Here is a 24209-nt window from a genome sequence, read left to right on the forward strand (position 1 = left end):
GCCGCTGCGCCCGGCTCAGCTCTGCGCGGCCCTGTCGAACTCCGTCAGGAACGCCTCGCCGAACGCCTTCAGGTCGTCCGGCTTGCGGCTGGTGATCAGCGTGTTGGGTCCGTCGCCGCAGATCTGCACCTGGGTGTCGACCCAGGTGCCGCCGGCGTTGCGGATGTCCGTGTGCAGGCTCGGCCACGAGGTGAGCGTGCGCCCGCGGACGACGTCCGCCTCGACCAGCAGCCACGGCGCGTGGCAGATCGCCGCGACCGGCTTGCCGGCCTGGAAGAACTCCCTGGCGAAGGACACGGCATCCGCGTCCGTCCGCAGGAAGTCGGGGTTGGCGACGCCGCCCGGCAGCACGAGCGCCTCGTACTCGGCGGTCGTGGCGTCGGCGACGGCCTGGTCGACCTCGAAGGTGTCCGCCTTGTCCAGGTGGTCGAACGCCTGCACCCGGCCCGGCCCGGTGGAGACCAGCCGGGGGGTGTGCCCGGCTTCCACGACGGCCTGCCACGGCTCGGTCAGCTCGACCTGTTCGACCCCCTCGGGGGCGACGAGAAATGCGATGCGCATACGCGCACCTCCTTTCGACGATCATGGTGTTCACCGCTGACGGTGCGCACAGCCGATGATCACCTCCGGTGTCCTTCCGGGGGCGTGACCTGCGGGTACCCGGCGCGGCGTGATCGAACACTCCGCGCGCCGAGGGCCGGGGCACCCGAGGTCGCACGGGAGCGCGCCGCCCGGCGCGTCGTGGACCGGGGCGGCCGGGGGCCGCGAGGATGGGGGCATGGGAGCGACGCTGCCGACGGTCATGCGGGCCTGGGCCGTCACCGCGAAGGGCCGGCTGGAGCCGGTGGAGCTGCCGGTGCCCGTGCCCGGCCCCGGTGACCTGCTGGTCCGGGTGCAGGCGTGCGGGGTCTGCCGTACGGACCTGCACGTACGCGACCACGACCTCCCGCCGCACAGGACGCCGGTCGTGCCCGGCCATGAGGCGGTCGGCGAGGTGGTCGCGGCCGGCGCCGCCGCCGAGCGGCGCATCGGGTCCCGCGTCGGCATCCCCTGGCTGCGCCACACCTGCGGCCGGTGCCGCTGGTGCGAGCGGGGCCGGGAGAACCTGTGCCCCGAGTCGCGCTACACCGGCTGGGACGCGGACGGCGGCTACGCCGAGTACGCCCTCGTGCCCGCCCCGTACGCGTACGCGCTGCCCAGGGAGCCCGCCGCCGAGGACCTGGCGCCGCTGCTGTGCGCCGGGATCATCGGCTACCGCGCGCTGCGGCTCGCCGACCTGCCCGAAGGCGGCCGGCTCGGCATATACGGCTTCGGCGGCTCCGCGCACCTGACCGCCCAGCTCGCCGTCGCCCAGGGCGCCGAGGTGCATGTGCGCACCCGCTCCCGGGCGGCGCAGCGGCTCGCGCTGGAGCTGGGCGCCGCGACGGCCGCTGGCGTCGACGAGCCGGCGGCGGAGCCGTTCGACTCGGCGGTGCTGTTCGCGCCCGCCGGCGAGCTGGTGCCGGTCGCGCTGGCGGCGCTCGACGCGGGCGGCACGCTCAGCGTCGCGGGCATCCACCTCACCGCGATCCCGGAGCTGTCGTACGACCGGCACCTGTTCCGCGAGCGCGTGCTGCGCAGCGTCACCGCCAACACCCGCGCGGACGGCCGGGACTTCCTCGCCGCCGCGACCGCGCACGGCGTCCGCGCGACCGTGACCCCGTACCCCTTCGACCGGGCGGACGCCGCCCTGGACGACCTCGCGGCGGGGCGCGTCAGGGGCGCGGCGGTGCTGCGGGCGGAGGCGGACACGGAGGTGGACACGGCGGCGGGTTGAGGGCGCGTACAACATGCCCCGCGCCCCGCGCCCCGCGGCGCGGTCAGCCGCGCGGCACGTACACCACCCACACCTGCCCCTTCGCCAGCGGCATCGCCTCGCCGTCCGGCGTCGTGAAGACCGTGCGGTCCGACTCCGTCGGCCGGTCCCACTCCGCCGCGTACGCCCGGCCGTCCCGCAGCACCGTGGCGTCGCCGGAGCCGACGGTCTCGGTGAACGGCGAGTTGTTGCCCCACCGGTCGCCGAACGCGCCCTTGCGGATCGTCGTCTCCTGGAGCACCACCGTCGGCGTCGCGAGGCGCTCGCCGCCGCTGGTGGCCGGCGTGCCGTCCATGGTGACCTCCCAACCGCGCCGCTGCGCCGACCAGTCGAAGGTGAAGCTCGCGGCCGGCATCTCCACCGTGCGCTCGGCGGTCCTCCGGCCGCCGGCCGGGGCCTCGCCGGTCTCGTAGAGCGACGCGGCGTCCATGCCGGCGAGTTCGGGCGCGGCGTCGGTGACGCGCTCGGGGCGCAGGTAGAGGTTGTGCGGGAGGGGCCGGTCGGTGCCGCGGAAGTACGCGCCGGGCAGTTGCTCGGGCGGCACCGGGCGCAGCGGGGCGCGGTTGATGTGCGGCTTGAGCTTGCCCTGCGCGCCGGAGTACGCGAGCACGGGGTCGTCGTACTGCGCCAGCAGCTCCAGGTCCGTCTCGCGGGCGCTGCGCACCGGCCCGACGACGTCCGGGAGGCCGGAGGCGTAGATCGCGAGGAAGCGGCTGATGCCGGCCTCGACCCGCTCCACGTGCACGACGTCGGCCTGCTCCAGACCGGTGTGCGGCCGGGCGGCGGCGGCGTTGTCCAGCTTCACGCCCAGCACCGGGCCCTCGGGCGCGGGCGCTTCGTCCGCCGGCGTGGGCGAGGGGGAGCCGGACGCGGAAGGGGAGGCGGGGGAGGAGCGGGCGGGCGGGCGGTGCGCCGGCTCGTCGGTGCCGCCGTGCGGCCGGGCGAGCAGGACCGCGGTGACGGCGACCGCGGGTACCAGGACCGCTGCCGCGGCGGCCGTGTGCTTCTTGTTCAACGAACCCCCCACTCGGCGTACTACCGGTGACCTACCCGCCCCCGCCGCCCGCTACCGCGGCGGTGCTAGCGCAGGAGCTGATCGGCGACGACGAACGCGAAGCCGGCGACCAGCACCGCCATCGCGACCCGGGTACGGCCCGCGCGGCTGAGCATGATCGCGGTGCCGGACAGGATGAGCGCGCCCCCGTAGAGCGCGAACGTCAGCAGCGACGGCTCCCTGCGGAACTGCACCACCATGGCCACCCCCACGGCCACCATCACGCCGGCGGAGGTCAGCGCCCGGACCCGGCGTGCCTGGCGCGGGGTCAGCCGGGGCGGCGGCGGCTCCTCGTCCTCCTCGCCGTCGAGCAGGCCCTCCGGGCCGCCCGGGTCACCGGCGCCGGGCGTGTGGGGGTCGCCCGCGTCGGTGCCGGTCCGGCCGGCCGCGCCTCTGCCGGTTGCCGCGCTGTCTCCGGCCTTTCCGGCCTTTCCGATTTTCCCGGCCTTACCGGTCTTTTCGGTCTCGTCGAGGCCCGTGTCGTCGATGTCGGTGTCGTCGCGGGAGGTCATGTGCGCCGAGGGTAGTCCTCCGGCCGCGGGGCGGGAGGGGCGGGCCGCGATCCCGCCCGGGATCCGCGGGCGTTGCCGCCCTCTGCCGGGGACGGCACGCGGGGTGCTAGGTGCGGCCCTCGTCCTCCTGCGCCGTGCGCAGCGTCTCGGCGGGCGGCATCCAGTCCGCCCGTACGACCGGGAAGCCGGCCTTCTCGTACGCCGCGCAGACCGGCTCGTCGTCGTCCACGACCACCGCCACCGTGCGCCCGCGGGCCACCCGGCGCAGCAGCTCCGGCTTCGCCACCCGCGCGGGCCGCCGGTCTCCCGCGCGGCGCATCCACAGCGGGCCCTCGGGCAGGCCGTGCGCGGCGAGCCAGGCCACGGTGTCCCTGCGGGTGCGCTCCGGGCGGCCGGTCACGTAGCAGACCTCGCAGGTCGCGGCCCATTCGAGGGCCAGCGCCACGCCTTCGGGCAGCGGCGGGTCGAGGGTGGCCGCGGAGAAGAAGGCGTCCCAGTCCTTGGGGGAGGACGCGACGTGGTGCAGCCGGTGCCGGGTGTCGGTGAGGGTGCCGTCCAGGTCGAACACCGCAAGGTCTCGCTTCGCCACGCCGCCAGCCTACGGGCGGCCGAGGGCCGCGTCCCACCGGGTGCCTTACGGATCACCGGCCCCGCCCGTTACCGTGCCCCGATGGATCGACGCCAGACCGCCGGTGCGGGGATCGCCCTGGCCCTGCTGCTCGTCGTGGGCCTCGTCGTCGTGCTCACCGACGACGACGGAGCCGACGACGGGGCCGGCGCCTGCACCGGGCTCGCCGTCTCCGGCTGGACCGCCGACACCGCGACGACGGACGAGTTCGAGCGCTACGGCAACGACGCCGCCCGCACCGACGACTGGACCGGCGGCGACGGCAACCACTCCGTCCGGCTGCCCGACGGCCGCACCCTGTGGCTGGTCTCCGACCCGTACCTCGGCCAGGTGCAGCCGCCGCCCAACCGGCAGGGCCAGCAGCACGCCTGGCGCGACACCTCCCTGGGCACGCCCGCCTGGACCCGCAACGCCGCCCTGGTCATGTCCCAGGACGGCCGCCTCGAACGCACCCTCCTGGGCGGCGCCCCCGGCGCACCCGCCTCGCTCTTCCCCGAGCCCGGAGCCCCGGTGCGGCAGTGGCGCTGGCCGGTGCACGCCGTGGTGGAGCCGCGCGCGCCCGGCTCGTCCGAGCAGGTCCTGCGGGTGCTGCTGTGGCACCGGCAGGAGGCACAGCAGCCGTGGATCTACGGCGTGCCGCTGGCCACCGAGGTCGCCACGTTCTCGCTGCCGGACCTGCGGCTGGAGGGCATCGCCCAGGTCGACGACCAGTCGCGGGTCGCCGACCCGGCCGACCGCCTCGTCTACGGTGCGGCGGCCGTCAGCCGCGGCGGCTGGACGTACGTGTGGGGCGGCACCGACGGCCGCACCCCCGAGCAGGCCGAGCGCAGCTCCCGCGCGCACCTCGCGCGCGTACCCGCCGGGCGGCTCGCGGACCGCTCGGCGTGGCGGTTCTGGGACGGCGAGCGCTGGGGCCGGGACGCGGCCCGCTCCGAGCCGGTGCTGGGCGACGGCGGACGCAAGGGCGTCGGCAGCGCGTTCAGCGTGGTGCGCCGGGGCGACACCTGGGTGCTGTTCACGATGGACGCCGGCGGGCCCCGCGGAAGCGGGCTGACGACCGTCGCCTCCTACTGGGCGTGCCGGCCCGAAGGCCCGTGGCACGGGCCGGACAAGGCGTTCACCGCGCCGCTGCCCGAGGACGCGGCCGGGGGCTCCGGCGCCGCCGCGTACAACCCGCAGGCGCATCCCGGCGTCGGCTCCGGCGACGGGCTGCTGCTCGGCTACGACGTCAACTGGCTGGACGCCAACGCCGACACCGTCTCGGCCCACGTGCACCGCAACGTCGCCCTGTACCGCCCGCGGTTCGTACGCCTGCACCTCGATACGGTGGAGTGATGACGGACGACGCGGCCGGCCCCGGCGCCTGCGAGCACGAAGAAGGCACCGCCGCGGCCGACTTCTGGTTCGACCCCCTGTGCCCCTGGACCTGGACGACGGCGCGCTGGCTGCGGGAGGTGCGCCGGCTCGCCGGCATCCGGGTGCGCTGGCGGGTCATGAGCCTCGAAGTCCTCAACGAGGGCCGGGAGGTCAACCCCGAGGATCCCGAGGGGGAGTGGGGCGCCTATCTGCGGCAGCCGGTGCGGGTCTGCGCCGCCGTCGCGGAGCACCACGGTACGGAGGCCCTCGGCCGGTACTACGCGGCGCTGGCAGTGCGGCTGCACGAGCGCGGCGAGTGGGACGGCCTGGCCCGCGCGCTCGACGACGCCGGGCTCCCCGCCCAACTGGCCGCGGCGGCGGAGTCGGAGACGTACGACCCGGCGGTACGCGCCTCGCACGCCGAGGGCATCGCGCTGGTCGGCACGGACGTCGGCAGCCCGGTCCTCGCGGTCACCCCGCCCGGCGGCGACCGCTTCGCGTTCTTCGGCCCCGTCGTCTCGCCCGCGCCGCGCGGCGCGGACGCGCTGCGGCTGTGGGACGGGCTGCTGACGCTGGGCGCGGTGCCCGGGCTGTACGAGATCAAGCGCACCCGCACCGACGAGACGCCCTCCTTGGCCTGACGGCCGCCCCCCCCGGCCCGTACAAGGGGATAGGCGCCCGGGTGCCGGCCCGGCACGGAACAATGCCGTCCCATGCAGCCTCACGCCGACGACCTCATCCGCGCCCTCGAACCCCTGCCGTACCCGCAGCGCCTGCGCGAGCTGGCCGGCGCCGCCCGGCAGGCCGCCGGGCGCGGCGAACTGGCCGCGCTCCTCGACGGGCTGGAGGGGCACGGCGCCCACGGCCGCCGGCTCGCGGCGTTCGCCGCCCGCGTCGGGTGCGACACCGGCTTCCTCGCCGCCCGGCTCGCCGACCCCGACCCCGGGGTGCGGGCCCAGGCCGTCAAGGCCGTACGGCGCGGGCTGCTGCCCGACGACGCGGTCGTCGCCGCCTTCGACGACGCCCCCGCCGTCGTGCGCAGGCAGCTCACCCGCGCCGTGGTCCGCGGCCGGCGCACCGCCGTCGCCGAGGCGCTGGTCGGGCCCGTCGGCGAGCAGTGGGGCGACGCCGACGCCGCGCGGCTGCTGCCCGCCTGTACGGAGGAGACCGTACGCCGCCTGCTGCCGGCGCTCTGGCCCGCGCTCAGCGGCCCCGCCACCCTCGCCGGCCGGCACCCGGGGGCCGTACTGGACGAGGCGGAGCGGCAGTTGGGGCTGCTGGCGCCCGGCGGCCGGGCGGCGTGGTGGGTCCGGTACTCCGACGTCGTCGCGCCGCTCGCCGACCGCGTCCCGGACCGCCTGCTGGAACTGCTGGAGCGGTACTGCCACGGCGGGCTCCAGCCGCTCGTGCACGAGCGGCTGAACCGCCTCGTGGCCGCGGACCCCGGCCGCACCCTGCGCCTGCTGCTCTCCCCGGAGCGGCGCCGGGGGACCGCGGCGACCCGGCTCCCACGCACCGTGCTGCGGCGGCTCGTCGCCGCCGCGCCGCCCGAACTGCCCGAACTCGCCCGGCTGTGGCAGGAGAACACCTCCTCGCTCACCGACCTGCTGCGCCGCACCGCCCCGTCCGGCCGCGAGGCGCTCTTCGACGCCGCCATGGCCGAACGGGACACCGCCCACGACGACTTCCCGCCCACCCTGCTCGACGCGCTGCCCCGGGCGCGCCGGGCGGCGGAGGCGCGCCGCATGGCGGCGCAGGCCCGCGAGCGCGACGCGCACCGGTCGGTGGTGCTGCGCGCGGTGGCCTGCCTGCCCGTCGCCGAGGCCCGCGGCGAACTGCTCGCCGCGCTGCGCCGCTCCGACGCCGACGAGCGCGCCGAGGCGTACCGCCTGCTCGTCGACAACGCCGCCCGCTCCGGCCACCCCGAGGACGTCACCAGCGCCGTCCGGCTGCTGGCCGAGCGGCTGCGCAACGACCAGGACCCGGTGCGCTCCGCCGCCCTGCGGCAGCTCGCCGAGACCCACCCCGCGCTCTTCACCGCCGACGCCGCCGACCACCTCCACTCCATCGCCGCCGACGCGATCGCCGCCCGCGACTCCTCCCCGGCCACCCGCGGGGCGCTGCGCGGCCTGGCCGTCGCGCTGCTGCGCGAACACGCCGCTGGCGGGCGGCGCGAGCTGGTGAGCTTCTCGCTGCGGACGATCACCCGGCTCACCGGCCACACCGGCGGCGCCGACCTCGGCCGGCTGGACACCTCGCTGCGCCGCGGCCAGGAGCACGACGTCTTCGACGCCCTCGAACCGTGGCTGGAGGCGGGCGCGGACAAGATCGACCACGGGCTGACGTTCGCGCTCGCGCGGGCGCTCGGGCGGCGCGCCTGGGGGATGCCGAAGCTTCAGGAATACCTGTGGCAGGCCGTGCAGTTCGGCAACGACACGACCGTGCGCACCGCCGTGTCGCTGTGGCTCCAGCCGCGCGTGGGCCGCGACGCGCGGGTTGGCCGGCTGCTGGCGCTGGAGCCGTCCGCGGCGGTGCTCCCGCCGGTGTACGGGGTCCTCGCCCGCACCCGTACCGACCTGCTGGGTACCGTCCTCGGCGACACCCCGCCGTGGGGCCGGTTCCTGACGCCGGGCACCCCTTGGACCCCGCCCGTCGTCACGCCGGAGCGCTGGACGCCCGCCCAGCAGGCCGCCGCCGCCCGGCTGCTGGCCCGGGCCGCGGCCGACGCCGGGCTCCCGCTGCACGCGCGCGTGCGTGCGCTGGCCGAAGCCGCGCGCATACCCGGCCACGGCCTCGACGTCGTCTTCCGCTACACCGGCTCGGAGGACGTCGCCTTCGCCGAGGCCGCGCTCGCCGCCCTGGTGTGGACCGACCGGCCCGAGGAAGCGCTGCCGCTGCTGCTCGCCCACGCCGGCGGCGACCGCGCCCGCGTCGCGGTGTACGCCGCCACCCGGGCCACCCGGCACGCGGCGCCCTCGCGCGTCGAGGCGGCCCTGCGCCCGCTGCTGCTGCCCGGCCCGGACGGATCCGCGGCCGGGGCGAAGGTCACCAGCCGCAAGGAGGCCGTCCGCGTCGCCGCCACCCGGCTGCCGGCCGAGCGCGCGGCGGCGCTGGTGGTCGGCGCGTACGAGCTGCCGGAGCAGCACCGCGACGTGCGCGCCGCGTGCGTGGCGTTCGCCGGCGGGCTGCTCGGCAGGCCGGAGGTCTGGCGGATGCTGGAGACCGCCGCGGCCGACGACCCCCAGGTGCGGCTCGAACTGCTCCGGCCGCAGCCGGCCGACCTGCGCGAGGAGCACCGGCCGCGGTACGCGCGCCTGGTGGAGGCCGCGAGCCGCACCGACGACCCGCAGCTCGCCTGGGCCGCGTACACCGGCCTCGCCGTCTGGGCGCCGTGGTCGCCGACCGCGGCGGACGTGCTGTGCGCGGTGGTCACCGACCTCGGCAACCGGGGCACGTGGGAGCCCGCGGCCCACGCCCTCGTCGCCCTGGCCACCAACGCTCCCGCGGACGACCCGGCGCGCGAGCCCGTCGTACGCGCCGCGCGTGAACTCCGCATCCGCGCCCCCGGCCAGCCGGACGCGGAGCCGGACCGCGACCTGCCCGCGCGCCGGCGGCTGGTGTCCCTCGTGCGGCGGCTGACCATCCGGGCGCCGGGCCTCCGCGCCCTGCTGCGGCCCACCCTGCACGCGTTCGCCGACGTGCTCGCCGCGGACGACGACTTCGTGCCGCAGGCGGCGGAGCTGCGGACGTCGGCCGTCGACCTGGAGGCCGGGGCGGCGGAGCTGACGGCGGCGCTGCGGGATCTCGCGGCGTTGCACGAGGGGCGCCCGGTGCTCGCCGAGGCCACGGCCAACACGCTGCGCCACCGGCTGGACCGGGCCGCCCGGCCGGGCGCGCCGGACGCCCGGGCGGAGACGGCCCGCGCGCTGGCGGCGGCGGGCGGGCACGCGGAGGGCCTGTTCGCGGTCGCCCTCACGAGGGCCACCGGGGAGCGCGCGGGCTGGCCGGAGCCCTGGCGCGCCACGCTGCGGACCCTGCGCGCGCATCCGCGGCGCGAGGTGCGGGACGCGGCGCTGGAGGTGAGCACGGCGGAGGAGTAGGGCGTACGGACCGGGGGCCGGCCGGTCCGTACGGGCGACCGGGCGGAGCCGGGGCGTCCGGCCGCCGGGCGGCGGTCAAGCGGGTGGTGCGGACCGCGGCGGTCGGCTCGTACCGGCCGGACGCGGGGATGCCGCGGCGCCCCACCCCGGGCGGGCACGCGCCGCCGTCCGGGGCCGCGCACCCGGCGCGGCGGCGGCCCGTGCACCGCCACGCGCGGGCCCGCCTTTCGCGCTACGGCGACGTGCGCCGTACCCGGAAGCCCATCCCGGCCGCCACCAGCCGCTCGGTCAGCGCCTCGCCCATCGCCTGCGCGGTCGTGACCTGCCCCGACGTCTCCGGCAGCGGGTCGTACGCCAGGCACATCGCGGCCTCCGCGAGGATCTTCGCCGTCTCGTCGTACGCCGGGTCGCCGCCGCTGACCTCCGTCACCACCCCCCGGTCGCCGCCCGTGCCCACGAAGCGCGCGGAGAACCAACTGCGCGCCCGCCGCTCCTCGCTCGGCCCGGTGCCCGGCGCCAGCCGGGAGGTCATCGCCTTGCGCAGCGGCGGCAGTTGCGCCGCCGCGGCGAAGGCCCCGGCGCCCAGCACGGTGCCCGCGGCGACGGGCAGCCGCTTGACGGCGGCGTAGTGGCGGTAGCGGAAGTCGGGCCCGTAGCGCTCCAGCGCGGCGGCCGACCGCGCCACCACCTGCGACTCCAGCGTCGGCATCGGCAGTCCCCAGGTGCGCAGCGCGCCGCTGCGCGTCGGCGCGCCCAGCGGCGCCCGCACCCGCCGCCCCGTCACCCGCGGCTCGGCCTTGCGGCGGGCCCGCGCCGCGCGCGCCATCGGCACGGGCCGCGAGACGACCCCGAGCGCGGAGGCAAGCGTTCCGCCGGAGATCCGGCCGGCGGCGCGCAGGAAGCCGTCGATCCGCAGGGGCACGTCCTCCGGCAACTGCTCGACGGTGTAGCGGACACCGAGGTCGAAGGGCGTGCAGTCGAACCCGCAGGCGTGCACCAGCCGGGCCCCGGTCTCGCGGGCCCGCTCGTGGTGGCGTACGTACACGCGGTCGACGAACTCCGCCTCGCCGGTCAGGTCCGCGTAGTCCGTCCCGGCGGCGGCGCACGCGGCGGCCAGCGGCTCGCCGTAGCGCAGGTACGGCCCGACCGTCGTGGCCACCACCCGGGTCTGCTCGGCCAGCCCGCGCAGCGCCGCCGGGTCCGTGGCGTCCGCGGTGAGCAGCGTCAGGTCGCCCCACTTTGGCCGGATGGCGGCCAGCCGGTCGCGTACGTCCGCCAGCTTGCCGGTGTCGCGCCCGGCCAGCGCCCAGCGGCAGCCGGGCGGCGCGTGGCGGGCCAGGTACTCGGCGGTGAGGCCGCCGACGAAGCCGGTGGCGCCGAAGAGGATGAGGTCGTGCGGTCGGGACTCGTCTGCCATGGCACCCAGGGTGGTTCATCGGCGCCGTTCCGTCGACGCGGAGGCGGATTCTGTCCGCGCGCCGCGCCCGCGGTTCCCGCCGCGGTGTGTCGGCGGGCGTGCGCCGGGTGTGCGACCCGAGCGGACCCGTCCGGCCCTTGTGCCCACTGAAACGTGTTCTTATCATCTCTGGTGTTACACACTTGGTGTCACACCGCTGGGGGCTTGATGGGGAGCACGGGGCACGGCCCGCTGCACGGCGTACGCGTGGTCGAGCTGGCCGGTATCGGCCCCGGCCCGTTCGCCGCCATGCTCCTGGCCGACCTCGGCGCCGACGTCGTACGTGTCGACCGGCCCGGCGGCCCCGGCCTCGGCATCGACCCCGCGCACGACCTCACCAACCGCAACAAGCGCTCCGTCGTCCTGGACCTCAAGTCCCCGGCGGGAGCCGCCGGCGCGCTGGCGCTGGCCGCTCGCGCCGACATCCTCGTCGAGGGCTACCGCCCCGGCGTCGCCGAGCGACTGGGCGTCGGCCCGGCCGAGTGCCTGGCCCGCAACCCCCGGCTGGTGTACGGGCGGATGACCGGCTGGGGCCAGGACGGCCCGCTCGCGGGAACCGCCGGCCACGACGTCGGCTACGTGGCCGTCACCGGTGCGCTCGGCATGATCGGCCCCGCCGACGGCCCGCCCGCCATCCCCGCCAACCTCCTCGGTGACTACGCCGGCGGCTCGCTCTACCTCGTCGTCGGCGTGCTGTCCGCACTACAGCACGCCCGTACCACCGGTGAGGGGCAGGTCGTCGATGCCGCCGTCGTGGACGGCACCGCGCATCTGACCTCGATGATCCACGCCATGCTCGCCGCCGGCGCCTGGCACGACCGCCGCGGCGTCAACCTCCTGGACGGCGGCGCGCCGTTCTACGGCGTCTACGAGACCGCCGACGGCCGGTACATGGCCGTCGGCGCGCTGGAACCCGCGTTCTACGACGAGTTCGTCCGGCTCCTCGGCGTGACCGGCGACCTCCCCGAGCGGAGCGAGACCGCCGCCTGGGAGAAGCTGCGCGAGCACCTGGCCGCGCGCTTCCTGGAGCGTACCCGCGAGGAGTGGACCGAGGTCTTCGCCGGCTCCGACGCCTGCGTGGCCCCCGTGCTGTCCCTGCGCGAGGCCCGCGACCACCCGCACCTCGCCGCCCGCGGCACCTTCGCCGAGCACCACGGCGCCGTCCAGCCCGCCCCCGCGCCCCGGTTCTCCGCCACCCCCGGCGCCGTACGCCGTCCGCCCGCACGCCCGGGCGCCGACGCCGCGGACGTCGCCCGCGACTGGAACGTCCCCGACCTGACCCCGGCCCGCACCCAGGAGGACCGTTGAAGGAGGACCGGTGAAGCGCCGGCTGTACGGGCCCGAGCACGTGGCCTTCCGCGAGACCGTGCGGACCTTCCTCGCCAAGGAGGTCACCCCCCACTACGAGAAGTGGGAGGCCGACGGCATCGTCTCCCGCGACGCCTGGCTCGCCGCCGGACGGCAGGGCCTGCTCGGCCTCGCCGTCCCCGAGGAGTACGGCGGCGGGGGCCACGACGACTACCGTTTCGCGGCCGTACTGGCCGAGGAGTTCGCCCGCGCCGGCGCCGCGGGCCTCGCCGTCGGGCTGCACAACGACGTCATCGGCCCGTACCTGACCTCCCTGGCCACCGACGAGCAGAAGCGGCGCTGGCTGCCCGGCTTCTGCACCGGCGAGCTGATCACCGCCATCGCCATGACGGAACCCGGCGCCGGCTCCGACCTCCAGGGCATCCGCACCACCGCCGCGGACCGGGGGGACCACTGGCTGCTCAACGGCGCCAAGACGTTCATCTCCAACGGCATCCTGGCCGACCTCGTCGTCGTGGTCGCCAGGACCACCCCCGAGGGCGGCGCGCACGGGCTCAGCCTGCTGGTCGTCGAGCGCGGCACCGCGGGCTTCGAGCGCGGCCGCAACCTCGCCAAGATCGGCCAGAAGGCCCAGGACACCGCCGAGTTGTCCTTCACCGACGTACGGGTGCCGAAGGACAACCTGCTCGGGGAGCGCGACGGCGCGTTCGGCCACCTGATGACCAACCTGCCGCAGGAGCGGATGGCCATCGCCGTCGCCGCGGTCGCCGCCGCCGAGCACCTGGTCGAGGCCACCACGGCGTACGTCAAGGAGCGCGAGGCGTTCGGCCGGGCGCTGGCCCGGTTCCAGCACATCCGCTTCGAGATCGCCGAGATGGCCACCGAGTGCGCCGTGACCCGTACGTTCGTCGACCGCTGCATCGAGGACCTGGCGGCCGGCGAGCTGGACGCGGTGCACGCCTCGATGGCCAAGTGGTGGGCGACCGAGCTCCAGAAGCGCACCGCGGACCGCTGTCTGCAACTGCACGGCGGCTACGGTTACATGACGGAGTACCCCGTGGCCCGCGCCTTCACCGACGGGCGTGTCCAGACTATCTACGGCGGCACCACCGAGATCATGAAAGAGATCATCGGCCGATCCCTGCTCTCCTGAGAGGCGCTCTCACTGTGACCACATCCGCGAGGCCGTCCGTCACCGACGCCTACGTCTACGACGCGATCCGCACCCCGCGCGGCCGGGGCAAGGCGAACGGCGCCCTGCACGGGACCAAGCCGATCGACCTCGTGGTCGGTCTCATCCACGAGCTGCGCCGCCGCTTCCCCGGCCTCGACCCGGCCGCCGTCGACGACATCGTGCTCGGCGTGGTCGGCCCGCACGGCGACCAGGGCTCCGACATCGCCAAGGTCGCGGCCATCGCCGCCGGGCTGCCCGACAGCGTCGCCGGCGTGCAGGAGAACCGCTTCTGTGCCTCCGGTCTCGAAGCCGTCAACATCGCCGCGGCGAAGGTCCGCTCCGGCTGGGAGGACCTGATCCTCGCCGGCGGCGTCGAGTCGATGTCGCGGGTGCCGATGGGCTCGGACGGCGGCGCCTGGTTCAACGACCCGATGACCAACATGGAGGTCGGCTTCGTCCCGCAGGGCATCAGCGCCGACCTGATCGCCACCATCGCGGGCTACAGCCGCCGGGACGCGGACGAGTTCGCCGCGATGTCGCAGGAGCGGGCCGTCCAGGCGTGGAAGGAGGGCCGCTTCGAGCGCTCCGTGGTGCCGGTCACGGACCGCGCCGGGCTGACCGTGCTGGACCGGGACGAGCACGTCAGGCCGGGCACCACGGCCGACGGCCTCGCCAAGCTGAAGCCCGCGTTCGCGGACATCGGCGAGCTGGGCGGCTTCGACGCGGTGGCGCTCCAGAAGTACCACTGGGTCGAGAAGATCGACCACGTCCACCACGCCGGCAATTCCTCCGGCATCGTCGACGGCGCCGCCCTCGTCGCCATCGGCTCCGCCGAGATCGGCCGGCGCTACGGGCTCACCCCCCGGGCCCGTATCGTCTCCGCCGCCGTCACCGGCTCCGAGCCCACGATCATGCTCACCGGGCCCGCGCCCGCGACCCGCAAGGCGCTCGCCAGGGCCGGCCTGGGCATCGACGACATCGACCTGATCGAGATCAACGAGGCGTTCGCCGCCGTCGTGCTGCGCTTCGCCGACGACATGGGCGTCGGCCTGGACAGGATCAACGTCAACGGCGGCGCCATCGCCCTGGGCCACCCCCTCGGCGCCACCGGCGCGATGATCCTCGGCACCCTCGTCGACGAGCTGGAGCGGCGCGACCTGCGCTACGGCCTGGCCACCCTCTGCGTCGGCGGCGGCATGGGCATCGCCACCGTCGTCGAGCGCCTCTGAACCCGTCCCGCCCCCCGCCTACGGAGATCACGTCATCACCATGAGCCACACGAACACGATCCGCTGGGAGCAGGACGACACCGGTCTCGTCACCCTCGTCCTGGACGACCCCCACCAGTCCGCCAACACCATGAACGCGGACTTCATCCAGTCGCTCACCGCCGTCGCCGACCGGCTGGAGGCCGAGCGGGACGGCGTGCGCGGCATCGTCTTCGCCTCCGCGAAGAAGACCTTCTTCGCCGGCGGCGACCTGCACGACCTCATCCGTATCGACCGCGAGCACGCGCGCGAGGCGTTCGAGACCGGCATGGCCGTCAAGCGCGCGCTGCGCCGCATCGAAACGCTCGGCAAGCCCGTCGTCGCCGCCCTCAACGGCGCCGCGCTGGGCGGCGGCTACGAGATCGCGCTCGCCTGCCACCACCGCGTCGCCCTCGACGCGCCCGGCTCGAAGATCGGGCTGCCCGAGGTCACCCTGGGCCTGCTGCCCGCCGGCGGCGGCGTCACCCGCACCGTACGGCTGATGGGCATCACCGACGCGCTGCTGAAGGTGCTCCTCCAGGGCACCCAGTACCGGCCGCGGCGGGCGCTGGAGAACGGGCTCGTGCACGAGGTCGTCGGGACCGAGGAGGAACTGCACGCCGCCGCCCGCGCGTTCGTCGACGCCCACCCGGAGTCGCGGCAGCCCTGGGACGAGCCCGGCTACCGGATCCCCGGCGGCACGCCCGCGAATCCGAAGTTCGCCGCCAACCTCCCGGCGTTCCCCGCCAACCTGACCAAGCAGCTCGGCGGCGCCCCGTTCCCCGCCCCGCGCAACATCATGGCGGCGGCCGTCGAGGGCTCCCAGGTCGACTTCGAGACCGCCCAGGTCATCGAGGCCCGCTACTTCGTGGACCTGGCCGTCGGGCAGACCGCCAAGAACATGATCCAGGCGTTCTTCTTCGACCTCCAGGCCGTCAACGCCGGCCGCTCCCGCCCCGACGGGATCCCCGAGCGGCGCGTGTCGAAGGTCGCCGTGCTGGGCGCCGGGATGATGGGCGCCGGCATCGCCTACGCCTGCGCGCGCGCCGGCATCGAGGTGGTGCTCAAGGACGTGTCGGTCGAGGCGGCCGAGAAGGGCAAGGCGTACTCCGCCGGGCTGCTGGACAAGCAGCTCGCCAAGGGCCGTACGACCGCGGAGAAGCGGGACGCGCTGCTGGCCCGCATCACCCCGGCCGCGGACCCGGCGCAACTGGCCGGCTGCGACGCCGTGATCGAGGCGGTCTTCGAGGACCCGGCGCTCAAGCACAAGGTGTTCCAGGAGATCCAGGACGTCGTCGCGCCCGACGCGCTGCTCTGCTCCAACACCTCCACCCTGCCCATCACGCTACTCGCCGAAGGCGTCGCCCGGCCGCGGGACTTCGTCGGACTGCACTTCTTCTCGCCCGTCGACAAGATGCCGCTGATCGAGATCATCCGCGGCGAGCAGACCGGCGACGAGGCGCTGGCCCGCGCCTTCGACCTCGTACGGCAGCTCGCCAAGACCCCGATCGTCGTGAACGACTCGCGCGGCTTCTTCACCTCCCGCGTGATCGGCCACTTCGTCCGGGAGGGCGTGGCCATGGTCGGCGAGGGCATCGAGCCCGCGACGGTCGAGCAGGCCGCCGCCCAGGCCGGCTACCCGGCCAAGGTGCTCTCGCTGCTGGACGAGCTGACCCTCACGCTGCCGCGCAAGGTCCGCGACGAGACCCGCGCGGCCGTCGAGGCCGCCGGCGGCAGCTACACGCCGCACCCGGCGGAGGCGGTCATCGACCGCATGGTCGAGGAGTTCGGCCGCACCGGCCGCGCCGGGGGAGCGGGCTTCTACGACTACGAGGACGGCAGGCGGACCCGGCTGTGGCCGGGGCTGCGCGAGCACTTCACCAGGCCGGACCAGGACCCGCCGGCGCTGCGCGACCTCCAGGAGCGGATGCTCTTCTCGGAGGCGCTGGACACCGTGCGGCTGGTCGAGGAGGGGGTGCTGACGTCCGTCGCGGACGCGAACATCGGCTCCATCTTCGGCATCGGCTTCCCGGCCTGGACCGGCGGCGTGCTCCAGTACGTCAACGGCTACGAGGGCGGGCTGCCCGGCTTCGTGGCGCGCGCCCGGGAGCTGGCGGCGGCGTACGGCGAACGCTTCGAACCGCCCGCGCTGCTGCTGGCGAAGGCGGAGCAGGGCGGGCGGTTCACCGACGACGACTGAGCCGGCACGGCCCCCGCACCTCCGGATCGGCGGGTGCGGGGGCCGCGGCGGGGGGTGGCCCGTGCTCAGCCGGTCCGCATGGTGCGGATCGTGCCGATCTTGGCGTAGAGCTTCGCGCCGGGGCAGGCGGTCGGGTAGAGCCGGCGGTGGGACGTGACGCGGTAAACAGTGGTCGCGTCGCCCTTGTCGTACTTGCCGTTGGACTTCCCCGCGGTCAGCTTGACCTTGCCGGAGCGGCTGTGGCCGGCGACGCCGAGGCGCCAGTCGGAGAGCCGGGCCAGCGCCTTGGTGACCTTCGCGGGTACGGACGCCGAGCCGTAGCTGCCGATGACCGCGGCGCCGCTGGTGTTCTTGTTGAAGCCGAGGGTGTGCGCACCGGTCACCGGCTTGGTCACGCCGCCGTGGCGGCCCTCGTAGATGCGCCCGCACTTGTCGACGAGGAAGTTGTAGCCGATGTCGTTCCAGCCGTTGGTGCGGGTGTGGTAGCGGTAGATCGCGCGGATGATCGAGGGGGCCTGGGAGCAGGAGTAGCCGTTGCTGTCCACGGTGTGGTGGACGATGAACGCCCTCGTGCTGCTGCCGTACTCGGGCGGGTCGTCGCGCCACGACTCGTTGGCGCCCCACTGCTTGCGGGAGATGATCGCCGGCCGCGTCGCGGTCGTGGTGTACGCGGGCTCGGCGGGCACCCCGGGCCCGTCGGCCGGGTCGACCAGCTCCAGCCGGGCGCGGCCGGGCAGCGGCGCCGTACCGCCGCCGCGGAGCAGCCGTCCCTGGGCGGCGTCGGAGTCGCCCACCCACAGCGGCGCGGTGGCGGCCCGGGCGGGCGCGGGGACGCCGGGTTCGGTCTGCCGGGGCTGGGTCTCCAGCGACCGCCACGCCGTCCACCGCCCGGTGCCGGCGTCCCGGGTCCGTATCTGCGGCGTGCCGTCGAGCGTGCCCCCGCCCGCCGGCCAGGAGATGCCGACGAGGCTGAAGCGGTCGGCGTCCGGCTCCGCCTCGGGGCTGGCGAGGGCGCCGGGGAGGGTGAGGCCGGCGCCGGTGAGCACCACGGCGAGTAAGGGGAAGGCCCAGCGGCGTCCCCGCGGGGGGCGTGTGCTCATGCTCGAACTCCTCGGCGCGGACGGCGGTTTGCGACTGCGACGCGGATGAGCATGACAACACCGTCGGGCTCCGGGCAAGAGCGGCCGCGGACTTCGCGGATGTCGTTGCGCTAAGTCCGCCGGTCGGAACCTCACCCGTCACAGGCGTACGTGCGCAAGGTCACTCCGCGGGGAAGGACGCCCGCAGCTCCGCCTTCATCGACCGCTGGAAGGCCGTCACCAGCGCCTGCACCACCATCGGCTGCATGTGCGCCGACAGCGACTTCATCGTCTCCACCTGCTCCGGATCGGGGCCGGCCTCGCCGAACGGCTCCCACACCTCGTCGTGGAAGAGCCGGGTCAGCTCGCGCGCCACCGCGCGGGAGTGCTCCTGCACCACCTCCCGGGCGGCAAGGACGGTCTCCAGCCGGATCGGGACGTCGAGCAGCCGGACGCCGAGGTGCAGGACCGCCGGATCGACCCGGAAAGCGTCGCGGTCGGGACTGCCGTCGGGACTGCCCTCGGGGCGGCCGTCCGTCGTGGATCCCGCGTCGTACGCACCGCCGCCTTCCGGCGTACGCTCCAGCACCCCCATCGCCGCCAGCCGCGCCACGTCGTCGTCGGTCAGCGACCGCCCCGCCCGCCGCTCCAGCTCCGCCCGGCTCACCACCGTCTCCGCGTCCGGCACCCACGTGGCCACCAGCGCGCGGTGCAGCGCGTGGTCCTCGGCGCTCAGCCCGGACGGCAACTGCTGCACGTACCGCTCGATCGCCGCCAGCGTCAGCCCCTGGTGCTGCAACTCCTCGATCAGCGCGAGCCGGGACAGGTGCTCCGGGCCGTACCGCCCCACGCGCCGCGGGCCGATGACCGGCGGGGGCAGCAGCCCGCGGGTGGAGTAGAAGCGGACCGTACGCACGGTGACGCCCGCGCGCGCGGCCAGTTCGTCCACGGTCAGCCCCGCCGCCTCCGTCTCCTGGGTCATGGTCCAACAATATTGCTGTCTCACCGGTCCTGTGAAAGAGCGCGACGCCCCGGGATGCGCGGCGGCCGCGGGACTTCGTGCACGGAGGCTTCTGCGGCGGTTCACCCTCCGCTATCTTCTGGCCACCCTCGTCGCGCTCCGCCTCCGGGAGACCGCCCATGCGCATACGCGCCCCCCGCGTCACCGTGCTCCGCACGGCCACCCTCGCGGCCTGCGCCGCGGCCGTCGTGCTGGCGCCGCTCACCGGCCCGCCCGCGGAGGCCGCCAACCCGCCGCGTACCGGCTTCGAGAGGAGCGACGGGACCCGCTGGACCAGCGAGCGGGAGGAGGCGGAGTTCCTCGCCACGGTGGCGAAGGACAGCCGGCGCGTCGCCGTCGACCGCATCGGCACCACCGAGCAGGGCCGGCCCCTGAACCTCGTACGCATCGGAGCTCCCGGCCCGCCCACGCCGGCGCAGGCCGCGCGCGGCAGCGTCGTCCTCCTCATATGCAGCCAGCACGGCGACGAACCGGCCGGCCGCGAGGCGTGCCTGACCAGCCTGCGCGACCTCGCGTACGCCAAGGACGCGGAGACCCGCCGCTTCCTGGCCCGCAACTCCGTCCTCGTCGTCCCCACCGCCAACCCCGACGGCCGCGTCGCCGACACCCGCGGCAACGCCGACGGCGTCGACGTCAACCGCGACCACGTCGCCCTGGAGACCGCCGAAGGCCGCGCCATGGCCGCCGTCATCCGCGACTACCGCCCCGACGTCATCCACGACCTGCACGAGTTCGACGCCACCGAGCCGTACTACGTCAAGGACGTGCTCGCGCTCTGGCCGCGCAACCCCAACACCCACGACGCCGTCCACCGCGAGGCCCGCCACCTGACCGAGGACCACGTCTTCCCCGGCGTCGAGGAGGCCGGCTACAGCAGCGGCGTCTACGGCATCTGGACCGACCCGCAGACCGGCGAGCCCGTCCGCCAGGTCGCCGGCGACGGCCAGGAGCGCATCCTGCGCAACACCGCCGGCCTCAAGCACGCGGCCGGACTGCTGGTCGAGACGCGCATCACCGCGCTCACCGACGACGAGCACAACGACCCCGCCGCCAACCACCGGCGCCGCGTCACCTCCCAGCTCACCGCGGTGGACGCCGCGTTCGCCTACGCCGCCGACCACCGCGGCCGGCTGGCCACCGCCACCGCCGCGGCCCGCACCCGCGGCCTCGCCGACACCGGCCCCGTCTACCTCGGCGGCGCCGACAACGAGCCACCCGCCCCGGGCCAGGTCATCGCCGACCCGCCCTGCGGCTACCTGCTCGACGCCGCGCAGTACCACGAGGTCGGCGACGAGCTGGCGCTGCACGGCGTCGAGGTCCGCGAACGGCCGGACGGCGGTGCGCTGGTGAAGCTGCGGCAGCCGCTGCGCGCGCTGGTGCCGCTGCTGCTGGACCAGCGCGCGGTCTACGAGCTGACCGACGGCAGGCCGGTCGAACGCTGCCGCTGAGCGGGGCCCCGGCGGCCGGACCGGCGCGTACGGCGGCTGGACGTACGGAGACCCGGTTGTCGGCGGGGCCGCCTGCCCTTGGGTGGGAGTGCGGGGGAGCAGGGGTTCGGGGGTTCGGGGGGCTCGGTGTCCTACGCCGCCAGCAGCCCCGCGGCCTCCTCGGCGCAGCCCCATGCCACCGTCACGCCGGCGCCCCCGTGCCCGTAGTTGTGCACACACAGCGCCCCGCCCGGCAGCCGCTCCGCCTCCAGCCGCACGGCGGCGCGGGCCGGGCGCAGCCCGACGCGGTGGCCGAGGACACGGGCGCCGGCGACCTCGGGGAGGATGCGCGCGCAGCGCGCCACGATGCCCGCGGCCACCTCCGGATCCGGCTCGGTCTCCCAGGCGTCCTCGACGGCCGTGCCGCCGAGGACGAGCCCGTACGGCTGGGGGAGCGCGTACAGCGTGGCCGTCGCGTCCCTGTACGCCGAGACCACCCACTCCTCGACGCCCGGGTTCGCCACGACGACGAGCTGCCCCTGCACCGGGCGCACCGCCGGGTCCGGCACCAGCTCGCGGGCGCCGAGCCCGGTGCAGTTGACGACGTACGGAGCCGCCCGCCCGGCCTCGTCGAGCGAGCCCGCGGTGCGGGGCTCGACCCGCCCGCCGGCGGCGGCCAGCCGGTCGTGCAGGTGGGCCAGGTGCGTGGCCGTGTCGATGATCGGCACCGTCGCGCGCACGCCCACGGCGTACTCCCCGGGCAACTCCGCGGCGTCCGCGGCCCGTACCTCCCGCAGGGCGCGCCGCCACGGCCCGAGGCCGGCGACCGCGGCACCGAGCTGGAGCCCCGTCCGCATCCGCACGCCCGTCTCCGCCGCGCGCTCCGCCTGCCGCTCGTACACCTCGAAGGACCGCACCGACCAGTTGGCGACCCGGTGTTCGGGCTCGATCCGGTACGGCCACCACAGCCCGCCCGCGACCGCCGACGTCGTCTCCGCCGCCGGCTCTCGCGCCCACACCGTCACCCGCCGGCCGCCCTCGGCGAGGACGACCGCACTGGTCAGGCCGATGATGCCGCTGCCGAGCACGATGACTTCGCAATCCATCCCGGCAGTCTGCCGCACCGCCGTCCGGGAGCATGTACGGGGTGGTGGACGGCCGATGGTGATCGCTATTCTGTTCGCATGTCGAATCACGTGAGTACCGCAAGCGTTCGGGGGGCGCACGCCCCGCGCCGATGAGCGCCCGCCCGGGGGTCCGCCGGCGCAGCCAAGAGGCGCCGGCCATCCGCACCCGCACTCCCCGCGAGCTGAAGCGCAGCCGCCGCCCCCGCGCCCACTCCTGTTGGGACCATCTCTACGCCGCACCGCTCTGGCCGCTCCACGGCGCCAACCTCGGTACGCTCCTGCGCACCTGTGACGCCGTCGGCGCCTGCCTCGTCGTGCCCCGCTTCTCCTGGGTGCCCGAGGCGCTGGCCCGCGGCAACACACTGCGCCGCCCCGTCTGCGTGCACTGGACCGGCGACCCGCTGGGCTGGCTGGAGCGGGAGCGCGCCGCAGGCAGGAGCATCCTCGGCGTCGAACTCGCCGACGAGGCCGTCCGCCTGGCAGACCTGCCCGCCGCGCGCCGCGCCACGGTGATGGTCCTCGGCCACGAGCAGCACGGCATCCCGCCGGACGCGCTCGACCTGCTCGACGAGGCCGTGGAGATACCCATGGTCGGCTCCGGCGCCAGCCTCAACGTCGCCGTGGCCGGCTCCCTCGTCCTCTACCGGCTGGCCGGGCTGCTGTGAGCGGTGACGTCCTGCTCATGGCCGGGGTTCTGCTGCTCGGCGCGTCCGTGCAGCGGCTCGCGGGCATCGGGCTCGCGCTGGTCGCCGGGCCCGCGCTGGCGCTGGTGCTCGGCCCGGCCGAGGGCGTCAGGCTGTCCAACTGCGCCGCCGGCGCCATCAGCGTGTTCGGCCTGGCCACCGTCTGGCGGCAGGTCAGGCCGGGGGCCATGGTGCCGCTGCTGGCCGCCGCGGTCTGCACGGTGCCGCTCGGCGCCCTCGCGGCCTCCCGGCTGCCCGCGCCCGTCGTGCTGACCGGCATGGGCGCGATGGTCTGCGCCGCCGTCGGGCTCGTCATGGCGGGAGCCCGCGCCGATGCGCTGAGCGGCACCGGCGGGGCGGTCACGGCCGGCGCGGTGAGCGGCTTCATGAACTCCTCCGCGGGCATCGGCGGCCCCGCGGTCTCGCTGTACGCCGTGAACGCGGGCTGGACGGTGCGGGAGTTCGTGCCGAACGCGCTGTTCTACGGCGTCGTCATCAACATCTTCTCGGTCGCGGCGAAGGGCCCGCCGGACCTGTCGGCCGACGCCTGGGCGCTGTGCGCGGGCGCCGTCGCGGCGGGCGCGCTCATCGGCCGCGCCCTGGGCGACCGGGTGCCCGAGGCGCCCGCGCGCCGGCTGGTGCTGATCCTCGGCCTGGCCGGCGGCGCGGCAACGCTGACGAAGGGCCTCCTGGGCCTGTGATGCGGGCACGCCGGGCCGGGCCGCGGCGGTCACCGTACCGGCAGGCCCCGGTCCTCCTTGACCGTCTTCATCATCAGATGCGACGTCACCCGGGCCACACCCGGCAGGGCGAGCAGCACGCGGGTGTTGAACTTCTCGTACGCCGGGAGGTCCCGGACCGCGACGCGCAGCAGGAAGTCGGTCTCGCCGAAGATCCGGTGCGCCTCGACGACCTCGGTGCACTCCTGGATCCGGCCCTCGAACTCCGCCACCGTCCCCCGGTCCTCCCGGGCCAGCGTCACGGTGACGAACGCCTGGAAGCCGCGGCTGACGGAGTCGCCGTCGAGCAGCGCGCGGTAGCCGCGGATCACGCCGCTCCGCTCCAGTTGCCGCACCCGGCGCAGACAGGGGGAGGGGGTGAGGCGTACCCGGTCGGCCAGTTCGGCGTTGGTGAGGCGGCCGTCCTGCTGGAGTTCGCGCAGGATCGCGCGGTCTATGGCGTCCATGGCGCCACATTCTGCTACCGCCGGGGCTTCAGGAGCGAAGATCGGTCATCGGCTGCCCCTTCCCGGCCGCTACCTTCGCGGCATGGATACCCATCTGCTGGTGCTGTTCCTCGGCGTCGACCTGCTGCTCATCGCCACGCCCGGGCCCGACTGGCTGTACATCGTCGCCCGCGGGCTCGGCCAGGGCCGGCGGGCGGCGCTGTACGCGGTCGCGGGCATCGGCACCGGCTACGCGGCGCACACCGTGCTGGCCGCCGTCGGCCTGGCGGCGGCGCTCGGCGCGGTGCCCGGGGCCCTGCCGGCCCTGCGCTACGCAGGCGCGGCGTACCTGGTCTTCCTCGCCGTGGGACTGCTGCGGTCGCTGCGCCGCCCGGGCGGCCTGCGCGGCGCGGCCGGCGAACTCGCCGAGACCGGCGCCGGGCCGGGCGCGGCGACGGTGCTGCGGCAGAGCCTGCTCACGGCGTTGCTGAACCCCAAGGGGCTGCTGCTCTATCTGGCGCTGATCCCGCAGTTCATCAACCCCGACGCGGCGCTGCCGCTGGGGGCCCAGACGGCGGTCCTCGGGCTGCTGCACGTCGTCAACTGCTCGCTCGCCTACGTGCTGGTGGCCCTGGTGTCGGCCCGCGCGGGCAGCGCCTTCGGCAAGAACCCCCGCGCGGCCCGCCGGCTGAGCGCGGTCTCCGCGGCCCTGCTGCTCGCCACCGCCGGCTTCACGGCCGGCGCCCACTGACGGCCGGCGCGCGGGCGGCGACCGCGCACGACGGCCGCCGCGCCCGCCCGCGCCGGCAAGGCGGGG

Annotated in this window: 21 protein-coding genes; 12 read left to right on the forward strand and 9 right to left on the reverse strand. The window is 75.8% G+C overall.

The annotated features are described in order from the left end of the window. Window positions 1-15: 15 nt before the first annotated feature. Window positions 16-561 carry a type 1 glutamine amidotransferase domain-containing protein gene (locus tag QBL21_RS15265; RefSeq protein ID WP_407562730.1) on the reverse strand — a complete coding sequence of 182 codons (546 nt, stop codon included), beginning with the start codon at window positions 559-561 and terminating at the stop codon, window positions 16-18. A 241-nt stretch (window positions 562-802) separates the two neighbouring features. On the opposite strand from QBL21_RS15265, the gene QBL21_RS15270 reads away from it, so the two are divergent. After that, window positions 803-1816 carry a zinc-binding alcohol dehydrogenase family protein gene (locus tag QBL21_RS15270; protein ID WP_407566436.1) on the forward strand — a complete coding sequence of 338 codons (1014 nt, stop codon included), beginning with the start codon at window positions 803-805 and terminating at the stop codon, window positions 1814-1816. 43 nt (window positions 1817-1859) lie between these two features. Here QBL21_RS15270 and QBL21_RS15275 read toward each other — a convergent pair whose 3' ends face one another. The 3 genes from QBL21_RS15275 to QBL21_RS15285 all read right to left on the reverse strand — a co-directional run bounded on the left by QBL21_RS15275 (window position 1860) and on the right by QBL21_RS15285 (window position 3989). Further along, on the reverse strand, window positions 1860-2870 hold the full coding sequence (locus QBL21_RS15275; RefSeq protein WP_407562731.1) for a DUF3048 domain-containing protein: 1011 nt from the start codon (window positions 2868-2870) through the stop codon (window positions 1860-1862). Between the two features lie 65 nt (window positions 2871-2935). Next, window positions 2936-3421 (reverse strand): hypothetical protein, encoded by a 486-nt coding sequence (locus QBL21_RS15280; protein ID WP_407562732.1) that lies wholly within the window; start codon window positions 3419-3421, stop codon window positions 2936-2938. 106 nt (window positions 3422-3527) lie between these two features. Further along, window positions 3528-3989 carry a hypothetical protein gene (locus QBL21_RS15285; RefSeq protein WP_407566437.1) on the reverse strand — a complete coding sequence of 154 codons (462 nt, stop codon included), beginning with the start codon at window positions 3987-3989 and terminating at the stop codon, window positions 3528-3530. A gap of 102 nt (window positions 3990-4091) precedes the next feature. On the opposite strand from QBL21_RS15285, the gene QBL21_RS15290 reads away from it, so the two are divergent. The 3 genes from QBL21_RS15290 to QBL21_RS15300 all read left to right on the forward strand — a co-directional run bounded on the left by QBL21_RS15290 (window position 4092) and on the right by QBL21_RS15300 (window position 9505). Next, the gene (locus QBL21_RS15290; RefSeq protein ID WP_407562733.1) at window positions 4092-5384 is read left to right on the forward strand and encodes a DUF4185 domain-containing protein; all 1293 of its coding nucleotides are present in this window, start codon (window positions 4092-4094) and stop codon (window positions 5382-5384) included. Beyond that, complete coding sequence (locus QBL21_RS15295; protein WP_407562734.1) at window positions 5384-6046, forward strand: DsbA family protein; 663 nt, start codon at window positions 5384-5386, stop codon at window positions 6044-6046. The genes QBL21_RS15290 and QBL21_RS15295 overlap by 1 nt, the downstream gene beginning before the upstream one ends. A gap of 72 nt (window positions 6047-6118) precedes the next feature. Next, the gene (locus tag QBL21_RS15300) at window positions 6119-9505 is read left to right on the forward strand and encodes a hypothetical protein (RefSeq protein WP_407562735.1); all 3387 of its coding nucleotides are present in this window, start codon (window positions 6119-6121) and stop codon (window positions 9503-9505) included. Between the two features lie 232 nt (window positions 9506-9737). On the opposite strand, the gene QBL21_RS15305 is transcribed toward QBL21_RS15300, so the two are convergent. Next, entirely contained in the window at window positions 9738-10922 is a 1185-nt protein-coding gene (locus QBL21_RS15305; RefSeq protein ID WP_407562736.1) for a saccharopine dehydrogenase family protein, read from the reverse strand. 207 nt (window positions 10923-11129) lie between these two features. Here QBL21_RS15305 and QBL21_RS15310 point away from each other — a divergent pair, with 207 nt between their 5' ends. From QBL21_RS15310 to QBL21_RS15325, 4 genes are read left to right on the forward strand one after another with little or no spacing between them, the layout of a single operon-like run. Next, entirely contained in the window at window positions 11130-12269 is a 1140-nt protein-coding gene (locus QBL21_RS15310) for a CaiB/BaiF CoA transferase family protein (RefSeq protein ID WP_407562737.1), read from the forward strand. A 10-nt stretch (window positions 12270-12279) separates the two neighbouring features. Beyond that, window positions 12280-13422 (forward strand): acyl-CoA dehydrogenase family protein, encoded by a 1143-nt coding sequence (locus QBL21_RS15315; protein WP_407562738.1) that lies wholly within the window; start codon window positions 12280-12282, stop codon window positions 13420-13422. A 14-nt stretch (window positions 13423-13436) separates the two neighbouring features. Continuing rightward, entirely contained in the window at window positions 13437-14672 is a 1236-nt protein-coding gene (locus QBL21_RS15320) for an acetyl-CoA C-acetyltransferase (protein ID WP_407562739.1), read from the forward strand. A gap of 40 nt (window positions 14673-14712) precedes the next feature. After that, window positions 14713-16890, forward strand: a complete 2178-nt coding sequence (locus tag QBL21_RS15325) for a 3-hydroxyacyl-CoA dehydrogenase NAD-binding domain-containing protein (protein ID WP_407562740.1) — start codon at window positions 14713-14715, stop codon at window positions 16888-16890. Window positions 16891-16955: 65 nt separating this feature from the next. Here QBL21_RS15325 and QBL21_RS15330 read toward each other — a convergent pair whose 3' ends face one another. Both QBL21_RS15330 and QBL21_RS15335 read right to left on the reverse strand, forming a co-directional pair. Next, the gene (locus QBL21_RS15330; RefSeq protein WP_407562741.1) at window positions 16956-17990 is read right to left on the reverse strand and encodes a peptidoglycan recognition protein; all 1035 of its coding nucleotides are present in this window, start codon (window positions 17988-17990) and stop codon (window positions 16956-16958) included. A 160-nt stretch (window positions 17991-18150) separates the two neighbouring features. Further along, window positions 18151-18951 carry a MerR family transcriptional regulator gene (locus QBL21_RS15335; RefSeq protein ID WP_407562742.1) on the reverse strand — a complete coding sequence of 267 codons (801 nt, stop codon included), beginning with the start codon at window positions 18949-18951 and terminating at the stop codon, window positions 18151-18153. Between the two features lie 158 nt (window positions 18952-19109). Between QBL21_RS15335 and QBL21_RS15340 the strand changes: the two genes are divergently transcribed. Then, complete coding sequence (locus QBL21_RS15340; RefSeq protein WP_407562743.1) at window positions 19110-20438, forward strand: M14 family metallocarboxypeptidase; 1329 nt, start codon at window positions 19110-19112, stop codon at window positions 20436-20438. 131 nt (window positions 20439-20569) lie between these two features. Here the strand turns inward: QBL21_RS15340 and QBL21_RS15345 are convergent, their stop codons facing one another. Then, entirely contained in the window at window positions 20570-21523 is a 954-nt protein-coding gene (locus QBL21_RS15345; RefSeq protein ID WP_407562744.1) for an FAD-dependent oxidoreductase, read from the reverse strand. A 131-nt stretch (window positions 21524-21654) separates the two neighbouring features. Between QBL21_RS15345 and QBL21_RS15350 the strand changes: the two genes are divergently transcribed. Both QBL21_RS15350 and QBL21_RS15355 read left to right on the forward strand, forming a co-directional pair. Then, the gene (locus QBL21_RS15350; protein ID WP_407562745.1) at window positions 21655-22209 is read left to right on the forward strand and encodes a TrmH family RNA methyltransferase; all 555 of its coding nucleotides are present in this window, start codon (window positions 21655-21657) and stop codon (window positions 22207-22209) included. Between the two features lie 17 nt (window positions 22210-22226). Beyond that, complete coding sequence (locus QBL21_RS15355; RefSeq protein WP_407566438.1) at window positions 22227-22928, forward strand: TSUP family transporter; 702 nt, start codon at window positions 22227-22229, stop codon at window positions 22926-22928. Window positions 22929-22957: 29 nt separating this feature from the next. Here QBL21_RS15355 and QBL21_RS15360 read toward each other — a convergent pair whose 3' ends face one another. Continuing rightward, window positions 22958-23413 carry an Lrp/AsnC family transcriptional regulator gene (locus QBL21_RS15360; RefSeq protein WP_407562746.1) on the reverse strand — a complete coding sequence of 152 codons (456 nt, stop codon included), beginning with the start codon at window positions 23411-23413 and terminating at the stop codon, window positions 22958-22960. Between the two features lie 82 nt (window positions 23414-23495). Between QBL21_RS15360 and QBL21_RS15365 the strand changes: the two genes are divergently transcribed. Next, window positions 23496-24143 carry a LysE family translocator gene (locus QBL21_RS15365; protein ID WP_407562747.1) on the forward strand — a complete coding sequence of 216 codons (648 nt, stop codon included), beginning with the start codon at window positions 23496-23498 and terminating at the stop codon, window positions 24141-24143. The last annotated feature ends 66 nt before the right edge of the window (window positions 24144-24209 follow it).

Source organism: Streptomyces sp. 184 (genome assembly GCF_045781775.1).
In the GTDB taxonomy this organism is placed as follows: domain Bacteria; phylum Actinomycetota; class Actinomycetes; order Streptomycetales; family Streptomycetaceae; genus Streptomyces.